This window comes from Streptomyces sp. NBC_01016 (assembly GCF_026341035.1).
Taxonomy (GTDB): Bacteria; Actinomycetota; Actinomycetes; order Streptomycetales; family Streptomycetaceae; genus Streptomyces.
On sequence record NZ_JAPEOQ010000002.1, the window covers coordinates 980,419 to 1,005,747 of the forward strand.

Below are 25,329 nucleotides of genomic sequence, written 5' to 3' on the forward strand. Positions count from 1 at the left end.
GGTCACGCTCCGGCCTTGGTGGGTGCCGTACCGGCGCCGGTGAGGCTTGTTTGTTCGGGGACGTCGAGTTGGCCGGTGTCGTGGAATTCGAGTTGCCGGCGTTTGTCGGCGACGAGGCCTTCGGGGCGGAAGCGCATGAGGAGGATCAACGCGATGCCGAAGAGGAGGAGTTGGTAGTCGCCGATGAATTGGAGTTTCGCCGGGATGAGGTAGAGCAGGGCCGCGCCGATGAGGGGGCCGCTGACGGTTCCCATGCCGCCGAGGATGACTGCGGCGAGCAGGAACGCGGAGTTCGGTGGTGCGTTCTCGACGAATTTGTACTGGTCGGGGGTGACCGAGTATTGGACGTGGGCCTGGACGCTGCCGGCCATGCCTGCGAGGGAGGCGCCGAGGGCGAAGGCGAGGAGTTTGAGGCGGAAGGCGTTGATGCCCATGGCGCGGGCGGCTGTTTCGTCTTCGCGGATGGCGACCCAGGCGCGGCCGATGCGGCTGGCGCTGGCGCGGCGGAAGACGGTCACGACGATGATCGTGAAGAACAGCATCAGTAGGTAGTAGTTGGCGAAGCGGCCGAGGTCGACGCCGAGGACGGTGTGGGTTTCGCCGAGGTCGAAGCCGAAGATTTTGAGGTCGGGGATGTTGGGGATGCCGTTGGGGCCGTTGGTGACGTCGGGTCCTGAGTCGCCGTCGAGGTTGTTCATGGTGATGCGGAAGATTTCGCCGAAGCCGAGGGTGACGATGGCGAGGTAGTCGCCTCGGAGGCGGAGGGTGGGTGCTCCGATGGCGATGCCGAAGACGAGTGAGGCTGCGGCGCCGGTGAGTACGGCGGCCCAGAAGGGGAAGTGGACGCCGATGGTGGAGTCGGGGCTGCCGGAGACGAGGGCTGCGGCGTAGGCGCCGACGCCGAGGAAGGCGACGTAGCCGAGGTCGAGGAGTCCTGCGAGGCCGACGACGACGTTGAGGCCGAGGGCGACGGTGGCGAAGACGAGGATGTTGGCGGCGACGTTGGTGTAGGTGTCGTTGGTCTGGGTGAAGGGGAAGGCTGCTGCGGCGACGAAGGCGGCGGTGAGGCTGATGTTGCGGTGTTTGTTGGTGAGGCCGGTGATGCGGGCGAGGAGGCCGGCTTTGGCGAGGCCTGCTGCGCCGAAGGAGACGAGGATGAGGTAGCCGACGAAGAGTTCGCCGTATTCGGTGTCGATGCCGTACGTGAAGACGTAGAGGCCGATGCCGAAGGCGACGGCGATGAGGAGGATTTCGGCCCACGCGGGGAGCTTGATGGTGCTGGGGCGTGGGGCCGGGGCTTTGAGGGCGGCCCGGAAGCGGCGCCAGGGGTTGGTGGCTTCGGGGTCGGGGGTGTCGGCGGGGAGGCCGAGGGCGAGGAGGGTGGTGGCGAGGGCGACGATGCCCGCGATCCAGGCTCCGGGTTCGAGGTTGGCGGTGCCGCCGAGTTTCGCGGAGATGGCGCCCATGGTGTAGCCGGTGGTGCCGAGGGTGCCGAGGGCGAGGAGGAGGGTGGGGGCGGTGGTGCCGCCGGGGGTGAGCCATTGGAGGCCGCGGGTGCCGAGTCCGGAGAGGGCGAGCAGCAGGGTGAGGAGTGCGCCGACGAGGGTGAGGACTTGGAGTCCGCCGGGGTAGCCGGTGACGGTGAGGTCGCCGGGGAATTCGTCTGTCCAGGTCCAGGCGAGGAAGGTGCTGGCGAGGGTGAGGAGGGCTCCGGCGGCGGTGCCGTAGCGGGCTGCTTTTTCGGGGAGCGGGAGGGCGGCGGTCTTGGCGCCGGCTGTGGCTGTGTTTGTCGTCATGGTGGTCACGCCCTGTCCGAGACGCGTTCGCCGAGTAGGCCTTGGGGCCTCAGCAGGAGGACGAGGATGAGGAGGGCGAAGGCCCAGACGTCCTTCCAGGCTCCGCCGCCGAAGAGTTCCATGCCGGGGATGTCGCCGATGTAGGCGGTGGCGAGGGCTTCGGCGAGGCCGAGGGTGAGGCCGCCGATCATGGCGCCGTAGATGTTGCCGATGCCGCCGAGTACGGCTGCGGTGAAGGCTTTGAGGCCGGCGATGAAGCCCATTTTGAAGCCGACTTGGCCGTATTTGAGGCCGTAGGCCATGGCGGCGACGGCTGCGAAGGCGCCGCCGATGGCGAAGGCGGTGACGACGATGCGGTCGGTGTTGATGCCCATGAGCTTGGCGGTGTCGGGGTCTTGGGAGGTGGCTTGCATGGCGCGGCCTGTGCGGGTTTTGGCGACGAAGTAGGCGAGGCCGGCCATGCAGATGGGGGCGGCGATGATGAGGAAGAGGTCGCCGCGCTGGAGGGTGATGGCGCCGAGGTCGATGGGCCCGCCCTCGAACTGGGGGAAGGTGCGGTCGGCCTTGGCGTCGGGGTAGAAGGCCCAGACGGCTTGCTGGAGGGCGATGGAGAGGCCGATGGCGGTGATGAGCGGGGCGAGGCGTGGGGCGTTTCTGAGGGGCCGGTAGGCGAAACGTTCCGCGCCGACGGCGATGAGGACGGAGCAGGCGATGCCCATCAGGAGCATGAGGGGCAGGGCGACGATGAGTGATGTTCCGCCGGGGAGCAAGAGCCACATGGTGAGGGCGCCGAAGCCGCCGATCATGTAGATCTCGCCGTGGGCGAAGTTGATGAGCTGGATGATGCCGTAGACCATGGTGTAGCCGACGGCTATGAGGCCGTACAGGGCTCCGAGGATCAGGCCGTTGACCAGCTGTTGCGGCAGATCGTGCACCGCTGGGCCTCCGTGGGTGGTGGTGTCGAGTACAGGTGCGCGGGGGGCTGTTGGTGGGCCCCCCGCGCTTGCTGCGGTACTGGGGGAGCGTCCGGGGTGCCGGGCGCTCCCTTCGCGTTACTGCGCTTCCAGCTCGCCGGTCTTGACCGGGGTGTGCTCGCCGCCCTTGACCTGGTAGACGGTCAGGGTGCGGTTGGTGGTGTCGCCGTACTTGTCGAAGGAGACCTGTCCTGTGACGCCGTTGAAGGAGACCTTCTGGGTGGCTTCGCTGATCTTCTTGCGGGCTTCCTTGGGGTCGCTGGGAAGCTTGCCGTCGTTGTCGGCCATGACCTGCTTGACGGCCTGGATGATGGTCCAGGCGGCGTCGTAGGAGAGGGCGCCGTAGGTCTCGTAGGGCTCGTCGTAGCCTGCGGCCTTGTAGTCGGCGATGAACTTCTTGGCGGTGTCGAGCTTCGCGGGCGGGGCGCCGACGGAGGTGGCGAAGTCGCCTTCGGCGGCCTTGCCTGCGAGCTTGGTGTAGTCGGCGCTCTGGAGGGCGTCGCCGCCGATGACGGGGATCTTGGCTCCGGCGTCCTTGATCTGCTTGGACAGGGGCGCGCCGGCCGGGTATTCGCCGCCGTAGTAGACGAAGTCGGCCTTGGAGTTCTTGATCTTCGTGGCGATGGCGCCGAAGTCGCGGTCGTCGGGGTTGATGTGGTCGGTGGTGATGACCTTGCCGCCGAGCTTGGTGAATTCCTGGCGGAAGGTGCGGGCGAGGCCTGCTCCGTAGGTCTTCTTGTCGTCGACGGAGTAGACGGTCTTCAACTTGAGGGTGTTGTACGCGTATTGGGCGGCGTAGGGGCCCTGCAGCGCGTCGGTGGTCGCGGTGCGGAAGTATGTGTCGAACTGGCGCGCCTTCTTGGTCGCGTACTTGGCGCCCTGGGTGAGTTCGGGCGCGGTGTTCGCGGGGGAGACCTGGACCAGGTTGGCGGAGGCGAAGGTCTTCTGCATCGACTGGGCGACGCTGGAGTTCAGCGGGCCCACGACGCCGAGGACGTCGTCCTCGCCGACGAGTTTCGTGGCGTTCTGTCCGCCGGTGGAGGGGTTGGCGACGTCGTCGAGCGGCTGGGTCTTGAAGGTGACGCCGTTGACTTCTTTGTTCTTGTTGGCGGTCTTCGCGGCCAGGTCGACGGAGTTCTTGATGCCGATACCGATGGCCGAGAGGTCGCCGCTGAGCGGGGCGTCGACGCCGATGACCACGGTGGTGTTGTCTCCGCCGCTGGACTTCTTGTCGTCGTCGCGCGAACCGCAGGCGGTGAGCGTGAGTGCTCCGGTGGTGAGCACGGAAGTGAGTATGAGCAAAGAACGGTGTCGCACGATCATTCCTCTCCCTGGCGCGGTCCCCTGGTCCAGGGGCCGTGTGTCTCGCCGGGCCGTACGGAGTGGTACAGGGGCCGTGCAAGTGGAGCGCCCGGCGGCGCGGTGACTGGCCGTGACTATAAGCGCAGGTGGCGGGGTGGAGCGTGGGTGCGGAAGAGGCTGTGACGTTCTTGTTATGCCGGGCGTCCCGGCTGGGCGGGGCGGACCAAGATCACCTCAAGTCCCGTCGTGGAGCGGGGTGTTCTCAAGATCGACATGGTCGGGTACGCCCCGTGTGCGTCGACAGGGCTACGCGGTGCGACGTTCGCATTGCTTCGTTGCGGCAGAGGTAACCGAGTGTTACCGCTGTGTGAGTTCGGTGCGAGGTTCTTTGCAGCGGGCGCGCAGCAGGGTGAGCAGGTCGTGCGGATAGCGCTCGACGAAGATGAAGCTGTGCAGTTCTCTGGCCCGCCGGTTGGTGAGCGTGAGGTCCAGGTAGGTCATGTCGAGGGCGCGGGGCAGGGGTCGGGTGGCGCCGGGGTGGGGCCGCTCGGGGCGGGGGAGTAGGAGGGTGCCCGCGGCGGCGGTCACGGCGAGGAGTCCGGCGAGGAGGCGGCGCCTGCGCGGGGGCTGTGCGGTCCAACGGTCGTACGGGCGCGGGGAGTCGGCGCCGAAGACGTCGGTGGGGTGCGGCGCGCGGGGGTGGCGGTCGGCCGCCGGTTCGTGCGGCTCGACGGGCCCGATGCCGGTCATGCTCGACGGTAGGGCGGAGGGGGTGGGTCCGCCAATGGTGGGGCGGGGTGGGGGAGTTGGAGCGGGTCCGTTGATGTCGGTACAGGGTGCGTGAGTTGGAGCGGCTCTGTCGGTGTCGGTACAGGGTGCGTGAGTTGGAGCGGCTCCGGCGGTGGCGGTACAGGACGCGTGAGTCGGGGACGCCCCCTGGCCGGACAGGGCGTGGCGCGATGGAATGCCTCACGTCACCTCCCGTCCCATGAGTGAACTCCTGAACGCGCCCTTGGAGGCACGATGGTGAGATCCACCGGTAAGAGACGCTTCGGCCTGGCCCTGGTGTGTGCGCTGGTGGCGGCCGTGGCCGCCCCGTCCGCGTATGCCGTGCAACCCTCCGCCGGGCAGGCGGAGTTGAAGATCAAGGATCGTGAGACGCAGCCCGTCTTCTCGCGCGCGGACGCCGTGCTGCAGAAGGTCGACGTCCAGACGGAGGCCGACAGTGACGGCGACGGTAAGCGCGACACCGTGCGCATGCGGATCCTGCGGCCCAAGGAGACGGAGACGGCGGGCCTGAAGGTCGCCACGATCGTCGAGGCGAGCCCGTACTGGGCGGGTGGTAACGATGTCCCGAACCATGTCGTCGACCTGGACGAGGACGGGCTTCCGGAGTCGGGCGGAAAGTTCCAACAGGCTCCGGACAAGGCAGGGTTGACGGGACCGGCCGTGGCGTACGGCGGGTACTACGACAACTACTTCCTGCCGCGCGGCTACGCCGTGGCCGAGGTCGACAGCCTCGGTACCGGCGACTCCACCGGCTGTCCGACCTCGGGTGGCCGCAACGAGACGCTGGGCGCGAAGGCCGCGATCGACTGGCTGAACGGCCGCGCCAAGGGCTGGGACACGGAGGGCGACCCGATCCGCGCGGACTGGTCGACCGGTGACTCCGCCATGATGGGCATCTCCTACAACGGCACGCTGCCGACCGCGGTCGCCAGTACGGGAGTTGAAGGCCTGAAGGCGATCGTGCCGATCTCCGGGATCTCCTCCTGGTACGACTACTACCGCGCGAACGGCGGTGTCGTGGCGCCCGGCACGTACCAGGGCGAGGACACCGACGTGCTCGCCAGGTACGTGTACTCGCGGGCCGACCGGGAGATCTGCAAGCCGGTGCTCGACTCGCTGGAGCGTGATCAGGACCGGGCGACCGGTGACTGGTCGCCGTACTGGCAGGAGCGCGACTATCTGAAGGACGCGGGCCGGATCAAGGCGGCGACGTTCGTCGTGCACGGCCTCAACGACTGGAACGTGAAGACGAAGAACGCGGGCCAGTTGTGGGAGGCGCTGAAGAAGAACCATGTGCCGCGCAAGCTGTGGCTGCACCAGGCCGGGCACGCCAATCCGATGCCGCTGCGCATGGAGGAGTGGCTGAGCCAGGTCCACCACTGGTTCGACCACTATCTGTACGGCATCGACAACGGCGTCACGAAGGAGCCCAGGGTCGACGTCGAGCAGGCCGACTTCAGCTGGAAGCAGCAGAGTGACTGGCCGGCGGCCGGTACGCGCTCGACGACGCTTCGGATGCGCGCCGACGGCACGCTGGGGAGCAAGGCGGGCCCGAAGCGTGTGCAGTCGCTGACGGACGCGGGCCGGACGGTCGCCGCGGAGAAGCTGGTGACGTCGCCGGACGACGCGAACCCGAACCGGCTCGCGTACACGACGGGGGCGCTCGACAAGGACGTCCGGCTCAATGGCGTGCCCGAGGTCGATGTGCGGGCCTCGCTGGCCGGTACGTCGCCGTACGTGACCGCGCTGCTCGTCGACTACGGGCGGGACACCCGCGCCACCTCCGGCACGGTCACCGACACCTCGCAGCAGGTCTGCTACGGCGAGGGCGTGCCGGGCCTCGCCGGTGAGACGGGGTGCGCGTACCGCTCGAAGCACCGCACCGAGACGGCCGACTACAAGATCGTGACGCGGGGCTGGCTCGATGCCCGCAACCGGGTGTCGTACGCGCGTCAGTCGAAGGTCGTCGAGGGCCGCGAGTACCGGCTGAAGTGGGACATGCAGCCCGAGGACTATGTCTTCAAGGCGGGGCACCGGCTCGGTGTCGTCCTGATCTCCACCGATTACGACTACACGCTGCGCTATCCGGCGGGCACGAGGATGACCGTGCGCGCCGGGGACAGTGCGGTGACGCTGCCGGTGGCGCCGACCGCCAAGCGGTAGGCGTCCGGCTGTCCTCCGCTGTGCGGTGGGTGCTCCGGTGCTTCCTCCGTTATGGGGTGGGCGCGTCCGGGGCTTCCTCCGCTATGCGGTGGGCGCGTCCGGGACTTCCTTGAGCATGCAGGTCAGGCGGGCCGAGCAGACCCGTCTGTCCTGCTCGTCGGTGATGACGATCTCGTACGTCGCCGTGGAGCGGCCGCGGTGCAGCGGGGTGGCGACGCCGGTGACGAGGCCGGAGCGGGCGCTGCGGTGGTGCGTGCAGTTCAGGTCGACGCCGACGGCGATCCTGCCGCTGCCGCCGTGCAGCATCGCGCCGACGGAGCCGAGGGTCTCGGCGAGCACGGCGGAGGCGCCGCCGTGCAGCAGCCCGTAGGGCTGGGTGTTGCCCTCGACGGGCATGGTGCCGACGACGCGCTCGGCCGAGGCCTCCTTCATCTCGATGCCCATGCGCGTGCCGAGGTGTCCGGCGGAGAACAGGGCGACGAGGTCGATGCCGAGTGCCGCGTACTCGTCGATGACCTCTTGCGGGAACTGCGTGTGGTTCTGCTCGCCCATGGCGCCCGGCTCCGTTCGTCGTGCCTTGCTTGAGTCGTCTACGTGGCTTGAGTCGTCCGCGTGGGCGTCTTGAGCCGCCCACGCGGCTGAGCAAACGCTCAGTCGGTCCTGGATTGTTCCAGGCGGATCACGACGGACTTGCTCGCGGGTGTGTTGCTGGTGTCGGCGGTGGCGTCCAGCGGCACCAGCACGTTCGTCTCCGGGTAGTAGGCGGCCGCGCAGCCGCGGGCCGTCGGGTAGTGCACGACGCGGAAGCCGGGCGCGCGCCGCTCGACGCCGTCGCTCCACTCGCTCACGAGGTCCACGTAGGAGCCCTCGGCGAGGTCGAGGTCCTTGGCGTCGTCGGCGTTGACGAGGACGACGCGGCGGCCGTTCTTGATGCCGCGGTAGCGGTCGTCGAGGCCGTAGATCGTGGTGTTGTACTGGTCGTGGGAGCGCAGCGTCTGCAGGAGCAGGCGGCCCTCGGGTACGCGCGGGTACTCGACGGGCGCGGCCGTGAAGTTGGCCTTGCCGGTGGTGGTGGGGAAGCGGCGCTCGTCGCGCGGGGCGTGCGGGAGCGCGAACCCGTTCGGATCGGCGACCTTCTTGTTGAAGTCCTCGAAGCCGGGGACCACGCGCGCGATGCGGTCGCGGACCGTCGCGTAGTCCTTCTCGAACTCCTCCCAGGGCGTGGCCGATTCGGCGCCGAGGACGCGGCGGGCGAGGCGGGCGACGATGGCCGGTTCGGACAGCAGGTGCGGGCTCGCCGGGTCGAGGCGGCCGCGGGAGGCGTGGACCATGCCCATGGAGTCCTCGACGGTGACGAACTGCTCGCCGCTGCCCTGGAGGTCGCGCTCGGTGCGGCCGAGGGTGGGCAGGATGAGGGCGCGGGCGCCGGTGACGGTGTGCGAGCGGTTCAGCTTCGTGGAGACGTGGACGGTGAGGCGGGCGCGGCGCATCGCCGACTCGGTGACGTCCGTGTCGGGTGAGGCCGAGACGAAGTTGCCGCCCATCGCGAAGAAGACCTTGGCCTGGCCGTCGCGCAGGGCGCGGATGGCGCGCACGACGTCGAAGCCGTGCTCGCGCGGCGGGGCGAAGCCGAACTCCTTCTCCAGGGCGTCGAGGAACGCGGGCGCGGGGCGCTCGAAGATGCCCATGGTGCGGTCGCCCTGCACATTGGAGTGGCCGCGGACGGGGCACACGCCGGCACCGGGCCTTCCGATGTTGCCGCGCAGCAGCAGGAAGTTGACTACTTCGCGGATCGTCGGCACGGAGTGCTTGTGCTGGGTGAGGCCCATGGCCCAGCACACGACGGTGCGCTTGGAGGCGAGGACCATCTCCAGGGTGCGCTCGATGTCGGCGCGGGACAGGCCGGTCGCCGCGAGCGTCTCGTCCCAGTCGGCGGCGCGGGCGGCCGCGGCGAACTCCTCGTAGCCGTGGGTGTGTTCGGCGATGAAGGCGTCGTCGGTGGCGCCTCCAGTGTCGAGGATCATCTTGTTGAGGAGGCGGAAGAGGGCCTGGTCGCCGCCGAGGCGGATCTGCAGGAACAGATCGTTGAGCGCGGCGCCCTTGGTCATCCCCTTCGGGGTCTGCGGGTTCTTGAACTTCTCGAGCCCCGCCTCCGGCAGCGGGTTGATCGAGATGATCTTCGCGCCGCCGGCCTTCGCCTTCTCCAGGGCGGAGAGCATGCGCGGATGGTTCGTGCCCGGGTTCTGCCCGGCGACGATGATCAGATCCGACTTGTAGAGGTCCTCCAGGAGGACGCTGCCCTTGCCGATGCCGATGGTCTCCGTGAGCGCGGAACCGGACGACTCGTGGCACATGTTCGAGCAGTCGGGCAGGTTGTTCGTGCCGAACTCGCGGGCGAACAACTGGTAGAGGAACGCCGCCTCGTTGCTGGTGCGCCCCGATGTGTAGAAGACGGCCTCGTCGGGGGAGGCGAGCGCTTCGAGTTCCTTGCCGATGATGTCGAAGGCGCGCTCCCACGAGACGGGCTCGTAGTGGGTGCCGCCCTCGTCCGGACCCCCTCCTTCCAGAAGCATGGGGTGGGTGAGCCGGCCCTGCTGGCCCAGCCAGTACCCGGAGCGCGTCGCGAGGTCCTTGACCGGGTGCGCGGCGAAGAACTCCGGCGTCACGCGGCGCAGCGTGGCCTCCTCGGCGACCGCCTTCGCCCCGTTCTCACAGAACTCCGCCGCGTGCCGGTGCTCCGGCTCGGGCCAGGCGCAGCCGGGGCAGTCGAAGCCGTCCTTCTGGTTGACGCGCAGCAGCGTCAGCGCGGTCCGCTTCACGCCCATCTGCTCGCGGGCCATCTTGAGCGAGTGCTTCACGGCGGGGAGCCCGGCGGCATGGTGCTGCGGCGCCGCGACCTGCGGCGCGTCCTGTACCGGGTCGGATGCGGGCGGCTTGCTTGCCATGGTTCGGCTCCCCTTTGAGCAGGTCCTGCGATGCTGCGATGCCGTGCTGTGAGCTACGTCTCCGATCTTCGCACGGGGGTGTGACAACGCCGGTGGCGGTCCGAGGTGGAGTCAGGAGGGGCATCGCGCAGCGATTCTTTGCAAGGGCGGGGGTGGGAGACGGGCGGGCTGTCAGTGGGGCGTGGCAGGATCGTGGGCGTGGCAGAGAAAGCAGCAGCGAAGACGGCGAAGAAGACGGTGGATCCGGTGGCGAAGGCAGCAGACAGCAGCTCGGGCGGGCGCCCCCGCCTGATGCTCATGGACGGGCACTCGCTGGCGTACCGGGCATTCTTCGCGCTGCCCGCGGAGAACTTCACGACGGCGACGGGGCAGCCGACGAACGCGATCTATGGTTTCGCGTCGATGCTGGCGAACACGCTGCGCGACGAGGAGCCCACGCACTTCGCGGTGGCGTTCGACGTGTCCCGCAAGACGTGGCGCTCCGAGGAGTTCACCGAGTACAAGGCGAACAGGTCGAAGACGCCGGACGAGTTCAAGGGCCAGGTCGAGCTGATCGGCGAGCTGCTCGACGCGATGCACACGCCGCGCTTCGCGGTCGACGGCTTCGAGGCCGACGACGTCATCGCGACGCTCGCCACGCAGGCCGAGGCCGCGGGCTTCGAGGTGCTCATCGTCACCGGCGACCGGGACTCGTTCCAGCTGGTCTCGGAGAACGTGACGGTGCTGTACCCCACCAAGGGCGTCTCCGAGCTCACGCGTTTCACGCCGGAGAAGGTCGAGGAGAAGTACGGGCTCACGCCGGCCCAGTACCCGGACTTCGCGGCGCTTCGCGGCGACCCGTCGGACAACCTGCCGGGCATCCCCGGAGTCGGCGAGAAGACGGCCGCGAAGTGGATCAACCAGTTCGGTTCGTTCGCGGAGTTGGTCGAGCGCGCCGAGGAGGTCAAGGGCAAGGCGGGGCAGAACTTCCGGGACCACATCGAGGCCGTGAAGCTGAACCGGCGCCTCACCGAGATGGTGCGTGACGTCGAGCTGCCGAAGACGGTCACCGACCTGGGGCGCGAGGCGTACGACCGTACGGCGATCGCGATGATCCTGGACACGCTGGAGATCCGTAACCCGTCGCTGCGCGAGCGCCTGTTCGCCGTCGACCCGGGGGCCGAGGAGGCCGAGGAGACCCCGGCGGAGCCGGGCGTCGAGCTCGACGGGAAGGTCCTTGCGTCGGGCGAGGTCGCCCCGTGGCTGGCCGAGCACGGCAAGGCCGTCCTGGGCCTCGCGTCCGTCGACACCTGGTCGCTGGGTACGGGCTCGGTCACCGAGGTCGCGCTGGCCGCCGCCGGGGGAGAGGCTGCCTGGTTCGACCCGTCGACGCTGGACGAGGGCGACGAGAAGGCCTTCGCCGCGTGGCTCGCCGACGCGAAGAAGCCGAAGGTGCTGCACAACGCCAAGTCCGTGATGCGGGTCTTCGCCGAGCACGGCTGGAGCGTCGACGGCATCACCATGGACACGGCGCTCGCCGCGTACCTGGTCAAGCCGGGCCGCCGCTCCTTCGCGCTCGACGCGCTGTCCCTGGAGTATCTGGGCCGCGAGCTGGCCCCGGCCGGCGCGGCCGACGGTCAACTCGCGTTCGGTACCGACGAGGACGACCAGGCGGAGGCCGACGCCCTCATGGTGCAGGCCCGCGCGATCCTCGACCTGGGCGAGGCCTTCGGCACGCGCCTGGGCGAGGTCGGCGCGGCCGATCTGCTCACCGACATCGAGCTGCCCACGTCCACGCTCCTCGCGCGCCTGGAGCGGCACGGCATCGCCGCCGACCGCGCCCACCTGGAGTCGATGGAGCAGATGTTCGCGGGCGCCGTGCAGCAGGCGGTGAAGGAGGCTCACGACGCCGTCGGGCACGAGTTCAACCTCGGCTCCCCCAAGCAGCTCCAGGCCGTCTTCTTCGAGGAACTCGACCTTCCGAAGACGAAGAAGACCAAGACCGGGTACACGACGGACGCCGACGCGCTCGCCTGGCTGGCCACGCAGACCGACCACGAACTCCCCGTGATCATGCTGCGCCACCGTGAGCAGGCCAAGCTCCGCGTCACCGTCGAGGGCCTGATCAAGACGATCGCGGCGGACGGCCGCATCCACACCACGTTCAACCAGACGGTGGCGGCGACGGGACGACTGTCGTCGACCGACCCGAACCTGCAGAACATTCCGGTCCGCACCGACGAGGGCCGCGCGATCCGTCGCGGCTTCGTCGTCGGGGAGGGCTACGAGTCGCTGATGACGGCCGACTACAGCCAGATCGAACTGCGCGTCATGGCGCACCTGTCGGAGGACGAGGGCCTCCTGGAGGCGTTCAACTCCGGCGAGGACCTGCACACGACGGTGGCCTCGCAGGTCTTCGGAGTGGAGCGGGACGCGGTCGACGCGGAGATGCGCCGCAAGATCAAGGCGATGTCGTACGGGCTCGCGTACGGCCTCTCCGCCTTCGGCCTCTCCGGCCAGCTGGGCATCGACCCGGGCGAGGCGCGCGGCCTGATGGACACGTACTTCGAGCGGTTCGGCGGGGTGCGGGACTACCTGCGGCGGGCCGTCGACGAGGCGCGCGCCACCGGGTACACGGAGACGATGCTGGGGCGCCGCCGCTACCTGCCCGACCTGAACTCGGACAACCGGCAGCGCCGCGAGATGGCCGAGCGGATGGCGCTCAACGCGCCGATCCAGGGCACCGCCGCGGACATCGTGAAGATCGCGATGCTGAACGTGGACAAGGCGCTCACGGAGGCGAAGCTCAAGTCGCGGATGCTGCTTCAGGTCCACGACGAAATCGTGCTTGAGATCGCCCCCGGTGAGGCCGCTGCGGCGGAGGAGCTGGTGCGGCGTGAGATGGCGGGGGCGGTTGAGCTGCGCGCTCCGCTGGATGTGTCGGTGGGGCTTGGTGCGGACTGGGAGTCTGCGGCGCATTAGCCTCCGGCGGTCGGGTGTGGGTTGCGTTGTCGCGGCCCGCGCCCGGCTCACGTCACGGGGCTCCGCCCCGGACCCCGCGCCTCAATCGCCGGCGGGGCTAGAGGTGCGCGGCCTGACGTGGCTCACCAGTGCGTACAGCACCACCCCCACGCCGAGGCCCGCCCCCGCGCCGAAGCACAGCGCCGGGATGATCTCCCACGGTTGCCAGGTGAGTCCCGCCCCGTCGACGTACGACAGCCAGTTCGCCACCCGCAACGCGCCCGCGACACAGGCGCAGCCCGCGATCAGGGTCCACGCCAGCCACCGCTCGCCGGGGGACGGTGCCGGGCCCGTCTCGGCGGGGGTGGCGCCCCGTACCGCCCACCACGCGAACGCGGCGAGTACGGCGAGGGCGGCGGCCGAACCGGCGTACTGGACGTACCAGTAGAGCGGCGACCCGACGAACGTCTCGCCGAGGACGGGGAAGAGGCGCAGGCCCCAGCGGCCCGGGTGCGTGAAGGCGTCCCACACGACGTGCGTCGTGGCGCCGAGCGCCGCGGAGACGTACCACCACAGCGGCCACCATCCCGTACGCCGCCGAGAAGGCCGGAGCACCGCCCCCACCCGGCCCCGCACCCGCCCCGGTACGAGCCCGAGCACCGGCTCCCGGATCAGCGCCCACAAGGCCACCAGCGCGAGCGCGAGCCCCACGTCCACGGTGAACACACCCGTGAACGAGTGCGTGAACGAGCCGAATCCCATCGCCCCCGGCAGCACGCCCGCCGCGTAGTACGTGAGGTCGGGCGCGAACGACCCGGCGACGAGCAGCGCGGGAACGAGCGGACCGCGCCCCGAGCCGTCCCGCCGCACAAAAGGCAGCACAGCCGCTGCATGGCTGATGGTGAACGGCACATGGCCCCCTGTCGTCCCGTACGTGCAAGCGTGGAATCGTACGGCAGCCGTTGTGGCGCAATCGTTCAATACCGGGCACGAACGGGTGTCTGTGCGGCGGAAGTTGTCGTAGGGTCGGCGGGATCCGTGCGCTGGGGAGCGTGGCGGGTCGGTAAAGGCGACAAGGGGAGGGCTCGCGGAATGGCGGCGGTATTCGGCAGGCGACTGCGCAGAGGAGTCATGACGGCCGCGGTCGCCGCCGCGGCGGTGGCGGCCCTGTCCGCGTCCCAGGCACCCGGAGTGAGCCCTCCGCACCCGGACGGCGGCAGTTCCGCGGCGGACCGCTCCGGCGACACTCCGCCGGACTCGGCGACGGACCCGGACTACTACAGCGACCTGCCCTCGCTGGACAGCCCCACCGACGACCCGACCACCTCGCCCGGCACGGGCGGGAAGGGCGGCGACGACTCCGGCATACCCGCGACCGTCCTCGACGCCTACAAGAAGGCTGCATCCGAGATAGGCACCACGAAGCCCGGCTGCAATCTGGACTGGCAACTGCTCGCCGCGATCGGAAAGGTCGAGTCGGGCCAGGCCCGCGGCGGCGACGTCGACGCGGACGGCACCACGCTCCACGCGATCCTCGGCCCGCCCCTGAACGGCAACGGCTTCGCGAAGATCACCGACACCGACGGCGGCTCCTACGACGGCGACACCACCCACGACCGGGCGGTGGGCCCCATGCAGTTCATCCCCTCCACGTGGGAGTGGGCCGGCCGCGACGGCAACGGCGACGGCAAGAAGGACCCGAACAACGTCTACGACGCCGCCCTCGCCGCGGGCCACTATCTGTGCCGCGCCGACCGCGACCTGTCGAACGCCTTGGATCTCAACAAGGCGATCCTCAGCTACAACAACTCCTCGGACTACCTCGCCACCGTCCTGAAGTGGCTGGAGTTCTACCGCAAGAACTCCCACTCGGTCCCCGACGGCACCGGCGTGCTGCCCAGGCACCCGAGCGGCGGCGCGAGCACGTCGCCGAGCCCCACCGGCCGCCCGTCGGACTCGCCGACCACGAAGAACCCGTCCAAGCCCCCGTCCGGCGGCGGTTCGACGTCTCCCGGCGGCTCGACGAGCCCCGGTGGCGGTTCGACCACGCCCGGCGGGAACACCGGCGGTGGCGGCTCGGAGAGCCCGGGCGGGACCACTCCGCCGCCCACCACCAGCCCCACCGCGTCCGTCACCAAGCTCGCCGACGCGGGCACCGGCACCCTCGCCGCGTTGCAGGACGACTCCTTCAGCGCGCGGGTCAAGGTGAAGGCGAAGAACGCGGCGGGCTCCGCCGTCGGCTCCGCGAAGATCCGCTTCGCGATCGTCGGCGCCACGGACGCCACGTTCTCCGGCGGCGCCACCAGTGCCACCGTCACCACGAACAGCTCGGGCGTGGCCACCGCACCGGCGCTCAAGGCGGGGAAGAAGACCGGCCAGTTCAAGGTCAGCACCACCGTCGTCGGCCGCAATGTGAGCGGCCCCGCCCACACGGCGACGGTCACCGCGCGCGCCGACAAGCTGGAGCGGGCCGACGCCGACGCGCTGACCTGCGAGGCGGGCGGCACCTTCGCCAAGGCCGTCGAGCTGAAGGCCACATACAAGGGCGCCGCGGCCGACAAGGTCGCCGCTTCCGCGACCCTCATCACGTCCAAGGAGGACGCGACCGAGGCGGACAAGGGCCCCTACTTCAAGGACGCGGACGGCAAGACGATCCGCACCCTCAAGGGCCTGAAGGCCGACGCCGACGGACACTTCACGCTGCCGAAGCTGTACGCGGACGACACGGCCGGCACGTTCCTGCTGCGCGTCACCACGACGGGCGGCGCGACGCTCGACGTCGAACTGAAGGTGACCGCGCCCGCTTCCTCGTAACACCTGCCGCACGGCCCCGAGTTGAGCCCCCGACCGGACACCGGTCGGGGGCTCAACTACGTCCCGTACAACGTGTTCTCATTCCCGCTCCGCGTTGCTACGGTGCACCGACCCAGAGGCCTGACGCCTCATCAGATTCCGTGTGCCGCAAGGCTGCAGGGAGGTCGGACATGCGTGCTCTCGTCGCCGCGGCGATCGGTCTCGCCGCGGCGCTCGCCCTGGTCCTCACCATGACCGCGGTCGGTGCCCCGCCGGGCGAGACATCCCCGAAACCACTGCTGCACTCCGTGCCCAAACACCCGTAAGAGCCCGTGCCACGACCGTAGTTGAGGAGGGCCGCCGCGATGCGCCGCAAGGCCAGCCTGATCCTGCTCGCCTTCGCCGTGTTCTTCACGGCGATGTCCCCGCTGATGCGCTGGTACGCGTTCCCGCGCCTCGCGAAGATCCCGCCGAGCCAGTACCAGACGATGGTCCTGGAGGCGAAGAACGCGACCCTCGTCGACTACGGGACCATGAAGGAGAAGAAGGTCCCCAAGCTCAGCATCGTGCAGACCCTCAAGGGCAACGTCGAGGCGTCGAACAAGGTGGAGGAGTCCGCCGGGCGCGATGTCGTCGTCTGGGACGGCCTCACCTACGTAGTGGGGCCCGACGGCAAGATGGTCTCCCAGATCCCCGAGCGCTACATCTTCGACGCCCACAGCTCGGCGCCCGTGCACGCCAAGGGCGAATCGGTCGACGGCGACGCGGTCAAGCGCGAGGGCATCGAGTTCAAGTGGCCCTTCCTGACGGAGCGGCGCGACTACGAGTACTTCGACGCGCGCGCCCGCGTCACCCGCCCCATCCACTACAAGGGCACCCAGAAGTTCCACGGCCTGGACGTCTACTACTTCGAGCAGACGATCCCGTGGACAAAGGTCCCCTTCCCCAAGAAGCTCCCCGTCAAGGGCATCACCCCGGAGTCCGTCGCCAAGACCGGCACCAAGATGTACTACACGACGGTCCGCAAGTTCTGGGTCGACCCGACGACCGGCGCCCCCGTGTACGGGGAGGAGATCCACAAGGAGGAGATGCGCGGCGGCACGCTGCTCGCGAGCGACCCCGACAAGAAGATCACCGCGTTTGCCGGCCACGTCAAGATGCGCCCCGACTTCACCGAGTCGACGGTCGACCTGGTCAAGTCCCAGCGCGTCCTCGTCCTCCTGCTCACGTCCTACCTGCCGTGGGGCTTCCTCACCCTCGGCGTGGTGCTGCTCGCGCTGTCGCTGTGGCTGGAGGCGCGCAGCCGGCGCCCCGGCGAGCCGGAAGACGCGCCGGTGACCGAGCCGGAGCCCGACCCGGTCAGCGTCTGAGGCGGGCGTTCGTGTGCCGCGTGGGCTCGGCCGCCGCCGGGTCCTCCGGCCACGGATGCTTGGGGTAGCGGCCGCGCAGATCGGCCCGCACGGAGCGGTAGCCGTCGCCCCAGAACGAGGCCAGGTCCGCGGTGACGGCAGCGGGCCGCCCGGCCGGCGACAACAGGTGTACGAGCACGGGGACCCCGGCCACCCGCGGTGTCTCCCGCAGCCCGAACATCTCCTGCAACTTCACCGCCAGTACCGGCTGTTCGGGATCGGAGTAGTCGAGCCGCACCCGCGAGCCGCTGGGCACCCCGAGGCGCTCCGGCGCCAGTTCGTCCAGGCGCGCCGCCTGGCCGCCCGCCCACGGCAGCAGCCGCCGCAGCGCCTCCCCGGCGTCGATCCGCCCGAGGTCCGCCCGGCGCCGCGTCGCGCTCAACTCCGGCTCCAGCCACTCGTCCACGCGCGCGTGCAGCGCATCGTCGCTCACGTCCGGCCACGGATCCCCGACGTGCCGCCGCAGAAACGCCAGCCGCTCCCGCAGCGCCACGGCGTCCTTGCTCCACCGCAGCAGCCCGAGCCCTTCGCGCCGCAACCCTTCGAGCAGAGCGTCCCGTACGAGGCCGGGGGCGGGGTTCTTGAGCGGCCGTACGGCGAGTTCGACGGCGCCGAGCCGGGTGACGTGCCGGGCCACCAACTCGCCGCCCGCCCACGCCACTTCGTCGCCCTCGTGCAGCAGCGACGCGGCGGCCCGTCGGGCGACCTCCTCGTCCACGACCGCGCCGAGCCGCACGCGCGCGTGCCCGGCCCCCACGGGCCGGTCGGCGACGGCGACGGCAACCCACTCGGCGTCCCGCAGAGCGGACCCGTCGGGGACGTCGGCGCGGGTCCCGGAAACCATGAGGAACGAGCCGCCGACGCGCCGGGCAACCCGCTCGGGAAAGGCGAGCGCGGCGACGACTCCGGCGACGTGATCGTCGCTACCGGAACCTTCCGGTGCGGCGTTTCGCGTGGGTGGGTGGGGCGTCTCCCGCGCCGAAGGCGCGGACTCCGAGACCAGACGGGCCAGCCGTCGAACCTCACGCGCCCACCGCCCGGCATACGCGTCCCGCCCCCGCCGAGCGGCCCGCAACGCCCCGCCAAGATCATCCCCGTACTCCCGCGGCGGCTCCTCGCTCAGCAGCGCGACCACCTCGGCCGCCCGCTGCGCGCCCACCACGGGAGCCGCGTCTACAAGGGCACGCCCCAGCCGCGGATGCACCCCGAGCCGAGCCAACCGCCCACCCCGCTCGGTGGCTCGCCCGGATTCCCCCTCGACCGCACCCACCACGGCCAGAGTGGCCCGCGCCGCCGCCATCGCCCCGCCGGGAGGAGCGTCGAGCAGCGCGAGCCCCGACGCGTCCGGGTCGCCCCAGCACGCCACCTGAAGCGCGAACGCCGTCAGGTCCGCCACCTTGATCTCGGGGGAGGGGAAGCGGGGAAGACGCCCGTCCTCCGCCTCCTCCCAGCACCGGTACACCACACCCGGCGCCTCACGCCCGGCCCGTCCCGCCCGCTGTGTCCCGGCCGCACGGGAAGCCCGTACGGTCGTCAGCGCGCTCAACCCGCGCGCGTGGTCCACCCGCGGCTCCCGCGCGAGCCCCGCGTCCACGACGACCCGCACCCCCGGCACGGTCAACGACGACTCGGCGACGGCCGTGGCGAGCACGACCCGCCGCCGCGCACCCGCCGACAGCACCGCGTCCTGCACGGCGGCCGGCGCCCGCCCGTGCACCTGCAGCACGTCCACCTCGCCCAGGGCGCCCAACTGCCCGGCCACCCGCGCGATCTCCCCGACGCCCGGCAGAAAACACAGCACGTCGCCGTCCCGCTCGGCGAGCGCACGCCGCACCACGGACGCCACATGCGTGAGCAGCGCCGGGTCCACCCGCATCCCGTGCGGCGGCCGCACCGGACGCGCGGGCGGCGCCCACACCACGTCCACCGGGTACGAGACGCCCTCGGCCTCGACGACCGGGGCGCCCCCGAGCAGCGAGGCCCACCCCTCGGCGTCCGTCGTCGCGGACGCCGCGACCAGCTTCAGCTCCGGCCGCAGCGCCTCACGTACGTCCCACAGAAAGGCGGCCACGGTGTCCGCGTCCAGGTGCCGCTCGTGCACCTCGTCGAGCATCACGGCATCGACGCCGCTCAACTCCTGGTCCCGCTGCAGCCGTTGCAGCAGTACGCCCGTCGTGACCACCTCGACGCGGGTGCGCGGCCCGACGACGCGCTCGCCGCGCACCGTGTAGCCGACCCGCTCCCCGACCTTCTCGCCGAGCAGCCACGCCATCCGCCGCGCCGCCGCCCGCGCCGCGATCCGCCGCGGCTCGGCGACCACCACACGACGTACGGGAGCGCCCTCGTCGAGCAGCCCGGCCAGCACCAGCGGTACGAGGGTCGTCTTGCCGGTGCCGGGCGGCGCCACGAGCACCGCGGCCCCGTCCGCGTCGAGAGCGGACGTCAGCGCGGGCAGCGCGGACCGTACGGGGAGGGCTTGCAGCGCCTCGTCACGAACAGAAGAGGGGGAGGAGGGAGCGGTCACCCCCTCAGTCTCTCCCCCAGCCTCCGGCCGGGGGCGACCCCTACTCGCTACTCGCTTCGCTCACACACGAAGATCGACGTTCCCGGGATCAGGTTCCCGCGCAGCGGCGACCAGCCGCCCCACTCCTGCGTGTTCCACTCGGGCCACTCCGGCTCCACGAGGTCGACGAGCCGGAAGCCGCCCGCCACCACGTCCCGCACCCGGTCCCCGATGGTCCGGTGGTGCTCGACGTACACGGCCCGCCCCTCCTCGTCCTGCTCCACATAAGGAGTGCGGTCGAAGTAAGAGGCGGCGACGGACAGGCCCTCGGGGCCCGGCTCGTCGGGGAACGCCCAGCGGATCGGGTGCGTGACGGAGAAGACGAACCGCCCGCCGGGCCGCAGCACGCGGTGCACCTCGCGCATCACCTGCACCTGGTCCGCGATGAAGGGGAGCGCCCCGTACGCGGAGCAGGCCAGGTCGAAGGAGCCGTCCTTGAAGGGGAGCACCCCGGCGTCCGCCTCCACGAGCGGCACCTTGCCGCCGTCGATGCGCAGCGCGTGCTGGAGCTGGCGGTGCGAGAGGTCGAGGGCGACGGGGCGCGCGCCCTGGGCGAGCAGCCAGCGCGAGCACTGCGCGGCGCCCGCCCCGATCTCCAGGACGTCCTTGCCCGCGAGGTCGTCGAGCGGGCCGAGCAGCTCGGCCTCCATCTCGTCGAGCCCCTCGGGGCACCACACGAAACGGTCGTCGCCGAGGAACGTGCCGTGCTCCACCTGGTAGTCGTCCGCGTTCCTGTCCCACCAGCCGCGGTTGGCCCGCGAGCTCTCCGTGGTGTCCGCGTCCCGCCGGGTCGCCGTCGAGTCGTCGTCGACCGTCGAGGGGGAGTCGTGCGCTTCCATTGGTCCGGACTCTTGGATGATCGGCTCCCTCGTAATAATGTGCCGCTCTGCGATGCCAGTGGCCTTGTGAGACAGGTTTTGTGCCGGGTATGCGGCGATCCGCCCCGGGTGTGCGCCTTCGCGCATTGACCCTGTCCGGCTGCCCCCGTATGCTACAAGTTGCGCTGCGGGCCTGCGCACCTCGGACATAGCAGGCTGTGCTCGCATCTGTTGCATGTCCCCTCGGTTGTCGAGGCGCCACCGGTTTCCTCACGGAACTCCGGATTCGGCGCTTCCAAGGCTGTCCGGCTTCTTCAGAGCGAAACGGGCTCCCGGCGTAGCAGTACCCCCCGACTTTCAATGTCCGCCGGAGCCCTTTCCCACATGACGAGCAGCACCGAGACCACCGCCACCACCCCGCAGGTTGCGGTCAACGACATCGGTAACGAGGAAGCATTCCTCGCCGCCATCGACGAGACGATCAAGTACTTCAACGATGGCGACATCGTCGACGGCGTCATCGTCAAGGTTGACCGGGACGAGGTTCTCCTCGACATCGGTTACAAGACCGAAGGTGTCATCCCGAGCCGAGAGCTTTCGATCAAGCACGACGTCGACCCGAACGAGGTCGTGGCCGTCGGCGACGAGATCGAGGCCCTGGTTCTCCAGAAGGAGGACAAGGAAGGCCGTCTGATCCTGTCCAAGAAGCGTGCTCAGTACGAGCGCGCCTGGGGCACGATCGAGAAGATCAAGGAAGAGGACGGGATCGTCACCGGTACCGTCATCGAGGTCGTCAAGGGTGGTCTCATCCTCGACATCGGCCTCCGTGGCTTCCTGCCGGCCTCCCTCGTCGAGATGCGCCGCGTCCGCGACCTTCAGCCTTACGTGGGCAAGGAGCTCGAGGCGAAGATCATCGAGCTGGACAAGAACCGCAACAACGTGGTCCTGTCCCGCCGTGCCTGGCTCGAGCAGACCCAGTCCGAGGTCCGCCAGACGTTCCTCACCACCCTGCAGAAGGGTCAGGTCCGCTCCGGCGTCGTTTCCTCGATCGTCAACTTCGGTGCCTTCGTGGACCTGGGTGGCGTCGACGGTCTCGTCCACGTCTCCGAGCTCTCCTGGAAGCACATCGACCACCCGTCCGAGGTTGTCGAGGTCGGCCAGGAAGTCACCGTCGAGGTCCTCGACGTCGACATGGACCGCGAGCGTGTCTCCCTGTCGCTGAAGGCGACGCAGGAAGACCCGTGGCAGCAGTTCGCCCGTACGCACCAGATCGGCCAGGTCGTTCCCGGCAAGGTCACGAAGCTGGTTCCGTTCGGTGCGTTCGTCCGCGTCGACGAGGGCATCGAGGGTCTGGTCCACATCTCCGAGCTGGCCGAGCGCCACGTGGAGATCCCGGAGCAGGTCGTCCAGGTCAACGACGAGATCTTCGTCAAGGTCATCGACATCGACCTCGAGCGTCGTCGCATCAGCCTCTCGCTGAAGCAGGCCAACGAGGCCTTCGGCGCCGACCCGTCGGTCGTCGAGTTCGACCCGACCCTGTACGGCATGGCCGCGTCCTACGACGACCAGGGCAACTACATCTACCCCGAGGGCTTCGACCCCGAGACCAACGACTGGCTCGAGGGCTTCGACACCCAGCGCGAGGCTTGGGAGGGCCAGTACGCCGAGGCGCAGCAGCGCTTCGAGCAGCACCAGGCCCAGGTCATCAAGTCCCGCGAGGCCGACGCTCAGGCCGAGGCCGAGGGTGCTGCGGCTCCCGCCGGTGCTGCGGCTCCGGCCGCCTCCGGTGGCAGCGGCGGCGGTGGCGGCGGTTCGTACTCCTCGGAGACGGCCGACAACTCCGGCGCGCTCGCCTCGGACGAGGCGCTTGCCGCGCTTCGCGAGAAGCTGGCGGGTGGCCAGAGCTGAAACGCTCTGCGCTAGCAGGTAGTTAGCGGTTGGGTCGCACCTTTTGGTGCGGCCCAACCGTTTTTTTGTGCCCTGGGCCACAGAGGGGGGGCCTTGTCCGCTGTGCGGCGTAGGGCGTGGTTGCGCGCGCAGTTCCCCGCGCCCCTGGGCTACCTGCCCCCTGGCTCAAGAGAAACGTGGCGGATACACGAGGTGGGGGCGGGGTGTAACAGGGCGTTGGCACGATCCCCGGGTCGTTCTTGATCGAGTGCGGTCCGAGGGGAGCTGGGCATCGTGGCGGCAGCACAGGCAAAGGTCGGTGGCAGTAGTCGGCGGGCGTTTTTGCGGAACGTGGGGGTCAGTGGGGGTGCCGGGGCCATGTTCGCCACCATGGGGGCGCTGGGACTCGCGCCCACCGCGCAGGCGGCGGAGCGTGAACTGCCTTATCGGGCGCCGCGGTCGGGGGACTTCTCGCTGAGCGGGCGTGGCGCCGCGAAAGTCGTGATCGTGGGTGGCGGCATCGCCGGGCTCGCCACCGCGTACGAGCTGGGCAAGGCCGGCTACGACTGTACGGTCCTGGAGGCCAGGGGCCGGACCGGTGGCCGCAACTTCACGGTGCGGGGCGGCGATTCGACCGTCGACACGTACGGGAACAAGCAGACCGCCCGGTTCAGCGACGGGCAGTACATGAACGCGGGTCCGGCGAGACTTCCGCAGTGGATGGTCACCCTGGATTACTGTCGTGAACTCGGCGTACCCATCGAGGTGTTCACGAATACGAATGCCGATGCCTATCTGTACAACGAAGGCGCCGGGATGACGAAGCCCGTGCGGTATCGGACCGCCAAGGCCGACGTCTATGGGTATGTGAGTGAGTTGCTCGCGAAGGCTTCCGACAAGGGGGCGCTGGACAAGGAGCTGACCGCTGCCGACCAGGATCGGCTCGTGGAGTTCCTGAAGGACTTCGGGTCGCTGGGGGACAAGCTCACCTACGAAGGGTGCGACCGGCGCGGGTACTCCACCGTGCCCGCCGCGACCGGGACGCCGGGCACGGTCCTCGGGGACGTACCGTCCGCGTCCGACGTGTTCGCCAGTGGGGTCGGGCGCTACTTCTCCTTCGAATTCGGCTACGACCAGGCCATGTTGATGTTCCAGCCGGTCGGCGGGATGGATCAGATACCGAAGGCGCTGACGAAGGCGATCGGCGCGGAGCGGATACGTACCGGGGCCGTCGTCGGGAAGATCACGGACAAGGGGGACGGGGTTTCCGTCACGTATACGCAGGGCGGGCGGACCCGGGTCGTCGAGGCGGACTACTGCGTGGGCGCGCTGCCGCCCAACATCCTCGCCAAGATCCCGCACAACCTCGGCTCCGGCGTACAGAGCGCCCTGCAGGCCATCACGCCGCAGTCCGCGGGGAAGATCGGCCTGGAGTACCGGAGCCGGTGGTGGGAGACCGACCACCGGATCTACGGCGGCATCACCGAGACCGATATGGACCTCAGCCACATCTGGCACCCGTCGTACGGGTTCCACGGCGAGCGCGGCCTCATGATCGGCTACTACAACTACGACACCGACGCCGACAAGTACGCGAAGCTCAGCCCCGCGGCGCGCGAGGCGCGGGCCGTCGCGCAGGGCGTGAAGATCTACGGCGAGAAGTACCGGACCGAGCTGGCGACCTCGTTCTCGCACCACTGGCGGCAGACCCCGCACCTGGAGGCCGCCTGGCACGACACCCCCGGCGGGCCCGACGACCCCCGCTACAAGCCGCTCAACGAACCGACGGGCCGCGTCTACTTCGCCGGCGACTGGCTCAGCTACACGGACGCCTGGCAGCACGGGGCGTTCACCTCGGCCAGGCGGGCGGTCGGCAAGCTGCACGCGCGCGTGATGGCCAACTGACGCGCTGCTTATGTTCGTAAGAGGCTGCTGAGAATGGGTGCGGGCGGGAATGCCCGCACCCGTTCCGTGCGTTCTTGTGGTGGAACACGAGGAGGAGCGGTCACTGTGCTTGATCCGCAGGAACTGTATTCATGGGAGCCGAAGGGGCTCGCCGCCGTGGACATGGCGCTTGCCCAGGAGTCGGCCGGACTGGTCATGCTCTACCACTTCGACGGCTACATCGACGCCGGTGAGACCGGCGACCAGATCGTCGAGCGGCTCATCGACTCGCTGCCGCACCAGGTGGTGGCCCGCTTCGACCACGACCGGCTCGTGGACTACCGGGCCCGCCGCCCGCTGCTCACGTTCCGCCGCGACCGGTGGACCGAGTACGAGGTGCCGGTGCTCGAGGTGCGGCTCGTGCAGGATGCGACGGGTGCGCCGTTCCTGCTGCTCGCCGGGCCCGAGCCGGACGTCGAGTGGGAGCGTTTCGCGGCCGCGGTGCGGCAGATCGCGGAGCGGCTCGGGGTGCGCCTCGCGGTGAACTTCCACGGGATCCCGATGGGCGTCCCGCACACCCGCCCCGTCGGCCTCACGCCGCACGGCAACCGCACCGACCTGGTGCCGGGGCACGCCAGCCCGTTCGACGAGGCGCAGGTGCCGGGCAGCGCCGCGGCCCTCGTCGAGTACCGCCTCATGGAGGCCGGGTACGACGTCCTCGGCGTCGCCGCGCACGTCCCGCACTACATCGCCCGCTCCGCGTACCCGGACGCCGCGCTGACCGTCCTGGAGGCGATCACGGCGGCGACCGGCATGGTGCTGCCGGGCGTCGCGCACGGGCTGCGCACGGACGCGCACCGTACGCAGACGGAGATCGACCGGCAGGTGCAGGAGGGCGACGAGGAGCTGGTCTCCCTGGTCCAGGGCCTTGAGCACCAGTACGACGCGTCCGCGGGAGCTGACCAGCGGGGCAACATGCTGGCGGAGCCGTTGGACATCCCGTCGGCGGACGAGATCGGCCAGGAGTTCGAGAAGTTCCTGGCGGAACGCGAAGGCGACGCCTGAT

At 69.9% G+C, this 25,329-nt stretch carries 17 protein-coding genes; 8 read left to right on the top strand and 9 right to left on the bottom strand.

Annotated features, from left to right (window positions below; all coding sequences use genetic code 11):
- Window positions 1-2: 2 nt before the first annotated feature.
- The 4 genes from OG746_RS31125 to OG746_RS31140 all read right to left on the bottom strand — a co-directional run bounded on the left by OG746_RS31125 (window position 3) and on the right by OG746_RS31140 (window position 4,822).
- Window positions 3-1,796 carry a branched-chain amino acid ABC transporter permease gene (locus OG746_RS31125; RefSeq protein ID WP_266720743.1) on the bottom strand — a complete coding sequence of 598 codons (1,794 nt, stop codon included), beginning with the start codon at window positions 1,794-1,796 and terminating at the stop codon, window positions 3-5.
- A gap of 5 nt (window positions 1,797-1,801) precedes the next feature.
- On the bottom strand, window positions 1,802-2,731 hold the full coding sequence (locus OG746_RS31130) for a branched-chain amino acid ABC transporter permease (RefSeq protein WP_266720745.1): 930 nt from the start codon (window positions 2,729-2,731) through the stop codon (window positions 1,802-1,804).
- 117 nt (window positions 2,732-2,848) lie between these two features.
- Window positions 2,849-4,087, bottom strand: coding sequence for a branched-chain amino acid ABC transporter substrate-binding protein (locus OG746_RS31135; protein WP_266720747.1), 1,239 nt, complete (start codon window positions 4,085-4,087; stop codon window positions 2,849-2,851).
- Window positions 4,088-4,429: 342 nt separating this feature from the next.
- Window positions 4,430-4,822: a hypothetical protein gene (locus OG746_RS31140; RefSeq protein ID WP_266720749.1), complete on the bottom strand. Its 393-nt coding sequence runs from the start codon at window positions 4,820-4,822 to the stop codon at window positions 4,430-4,432.
- 273 nt (window positions 4,823-5,095) lie between these two features.
- Between OG746_RS31140 and OG746_RS31145 the strand changes: the two genes are divergently transcribed.
- Entirely contained in the window at window positions 5,096-7,024 is a 1,929-nt protein-coding gene (locus OG746_RS31145; RefSeq protein ID WP_266720751.1) for a Xaa-Pro dipeptidyl-peptidase, read from the top strand.
- 81 nt (window positions 7,025-7,105) lie between these two features.
- Here the strand turns inward: OG746_RS31145 and OG746_RS31150 are convergent, their stop codons facing one another.
- Together OG746_RS31150 and OG746_RS31155 are read right to left on the bottom strand one after the other, a co-directional pair.
- Complete coding sequence (locus OG746_RS31150) at window positions 7,106-7,576, bottom strand: PaaI family thioesterase (RefSeq protein WP_266720753.1); 471 nt, start codon at window positions 7,574-7,576, stop codon at window positions 7,106-7,108.
- 98 nt (window positions 7,577-7,674) lie between these two features.
- Complete coding sequence (locus tag OG746_RS31155; protein ID WP_266720755.1) at window positions 7,675-9,969, bottom strand: FdhF/YdeP family oxidoreductase; 2,295 nt, start codon at window positions 9,967-9,969, stop codon at window positions 7,675-7,677.
- 291 nt (window positions 9,970-10,260) lie between these two features.
- Between OG746_RS31155 and polA the strand changes: the two genes are divergently transcribed.
- A complete protein-coding gene (gene polA, locus OG746_RS31160) occupies window positions 10,261-12,930 on the top strand; it encodes a DNA polymerase I (RefSeq protein WP_266725549.1) in 2,670 nt (889 codons plus the stop codon).
- Window positions 12,931-13,011: 81 nt separating this feature from the next.
- On the opposite strand, the gene OG746_RS31165 is transcribed toward polA, so the two are convergent.
- Window positions 13,012-13,821, bottom strand: coding sequence for a DUF4184 family protein (locus OG746_RS31165; RefSeq protein WP_266720757.1), 810 nt, complete (start codon window positions 13,819-13,821; stop codon window positions 13,012-13,014).
- A 180-nt stretch (window positions 13,822-14,001) separates the two neighbouring features.
- On the opposite strand from OG746_RS31165, the gene OG746_RS31170 reads away from it, so the two are divergent.
- From OG746_RS31170 to pgfA, 3 genes are all read left to right on the top strand, one after another.
- Complete coding sequence (locus OG746_RS31170; protein ID WP_266720759.1) at window positions 14,002-15,723, top strand: lytic transglycosylase domain-containing protein; 1,722 nt, start codon at window positions 14,002-14,004, stop codon at window positions 15,721-15,723.
- 170 nt (window positions 15,724-15,893) lie between these two features.
- Complete coding sequence (locus tag OG746_RS31175; RefSeq protein WP_266720761.1) at window positions 15,894-16,028, top strand: SPW_0924 family protein; 135 nt, start codon at window positions 15,894-15,896, stop codon at window positions 16,026-16,028.
- 39 nt (window positions 16,029-16,067) lie between these two features.
- Window positions 16,068-17,072 (top strand): cell envelope lipid trafficking protein PgfA, encoded by a 1,005-nt coding sequence (pgfA, locus tag OG746_RS31180; RefSeq protein WP_266720763.1) that lies wholly within the window; start codon window positions 16,068-16,070, stop codon window positions 17,070-17,072.
- Here pgfA and hrpB read toward each other — a convergent pair.
- Together hrpB and OG746_RS31190 are read right to left on the bottom strand one after the other, a co-directional pair.
- On the bottom strand, window positions 17,062-19,635 hold the full coding sequence (gene hrpB, locus OG746_RS31185; RefSeq protein ID WP_266720765.1) for an ATP-dependent helicase HrpB: 2,574 nt from the start codon (window positions 19,633-19,635) through the stop codon (window positions 17,062-17,064). The two genes, pgfA and hrpB, sit on opposite strands and share 11 nt — an antisense overlap.
- A gap of 47 nt (window positions 19,636-19,682) precedes the next feature.
- Window positions 19,683-20,513 (bottom strand): class I SAM-dependent methyltransferase, encoded by an 831-nt coding sequence (locus OG746_RS31190; protein WP_266720767.1) that lies wholly within the window; start codon window positions 20,511-20,513, stop codon window positions 19,683-19,685.
- Window positions 20,514-20,876: 363 nt separating this feature from the next.
- On the opposite strand from OG746_RS31190, the gene rpsA reads away from it, so the two are divergent.
- The 3 genes from rpsA to OG746_RS31205 all read left to right on the top strand — a co-directional run bounded on the left by rpsA (window position 20,877) and on the right by OG746_RS31205 (window position 25,328).
- Window positions 20,877-22,400 carry a 30S ribosomal protein S1 gene (gene rpsA, locus OG746_RS31195; RefSeq protein ID WP_266720769.1) on the top strand — a complete coding sequence of 508 codons (1,524 nt, stop codon included), beginning with the start codon at window positions 20,877-20,879 and terminating at the stop codon, window positions 22,398-22,400.
- Window positions 22,401-22,757: 357 nt separating this feature from the next.
- Window positions 22,758-24,284, top strand: coding sequence for a flavin monoamine oxidase family protein (locus tag OG746_RS31200; protein WP_266720771.1), 1,527 nt, complete (start codon window positions 22,758-22,760; stop codon window positions 24,282-24,284).
- A gap of 105 nt (window positions 24,285-24,389) precedes the next feature.
- On the top strand, window positions 24,390-25,328 hold the full coding sequence (locus tag OG746_RS31205; protein ID WP_266720773.1) for a PAC2 family protein: 939 nt from the start codon (window positions 24,390-24,392) through the stop codon (window positions 25,326-25,328).
- The last annotated feature ends 1 nt before the right edge of the window (window position 25,329 follow it).

What these genes read in the sequence shown, in the direction of transcription:
- OG746_RS31125 (WP_266720743.1), bottom strand. Translation starts at nt 1,796, where the DNA reads ATGACGACAAACACAGCCACAGCCGGCGCCAAGACCGCCGCCCTCCCG.
- OG746_RS31140 (WP_266720749.1), bottom strand. Translation starts at nt 4,822, where the DNA reads ATGACCGGCATCGGGCCCGTCGAGCCGCACGAACCGGCGGCCGACCGC.
- OG746_RS31145 (WP_266720751.1), top strand. Translation starts at nt 5,096, where the DNA reads ATGGTGAGATCCACCGGTAAGAGACGCTTCGGCCTGGCCCTGGTGTGT.
- OG746_RS31150 (WP_266720753.1), bottom strand. Translation starts at nt 7,576, where the DNA reads ATGGGCGAGCAGAACCACACGCAGTTCCCGCAAGAGGTCATCGACGAG.
- OG746_RS31155 (WP_266720755.1), bottom strand. Translation starts at nt 9,969, where the DNA reads ATGGCAAGCAAGCCGCCCGCATCCGACCCGGTACAGGACGCGCCGCAG.
- polA (WP_266725549.1), top strand. Translation starts at nt 10,261, where the DNA reads ATGCTCATGGACGGGCACTCGCTGGCGTACCGGGCATTCTTCGCGCTG.
- OG746_RS31170 (WP_266720759.1), top strand. Translation starts at nt 14,002, where the DNA reads ATGGCGGCGGTATTCGGCAGGCGACTGCGCAGAGGAGTCATGACGGCC.
- OG746_RS31175 (WP_266720761.1), top strand. Translation starts at nt 15,894, where the DNA reads ATGCGTGCTCTCGTCGCCGCGGCGATCGGTCTCGCCGCGGCGCTCGCC.
- pgfA (WP_266720763.1), top strand. Translation starts at nt 16,068, where the DNA reads ATGCGCCGCAAGGCCAGCCTGATCCTGCTCGCCTTCGCCGTGTTCTTC.
- OG746_RS31190 (WP_266720767.1), bottom strand. Translation starts at nt 20,513, where the DNA reads ATGGAAGCGCACGACTCCCCCTCGACGGTCGACGACGACTCGACGGCG.
- rpsA (WP_266720769.1), top strand. Translation starts at nt 20,877, where the DNA reads ATGACGAGCAGCACCGAGACCACCGCCACCACCCCGCAGGTTGCGGTC.
- OG746_RS31200 (WP_266720771.1), top strand. Translation starts at nt 22,758, where the DNA reads ATGTTCGCCACCATGGGGGCGCTGGGACTCGCGCCCACCGCGCAGGCG.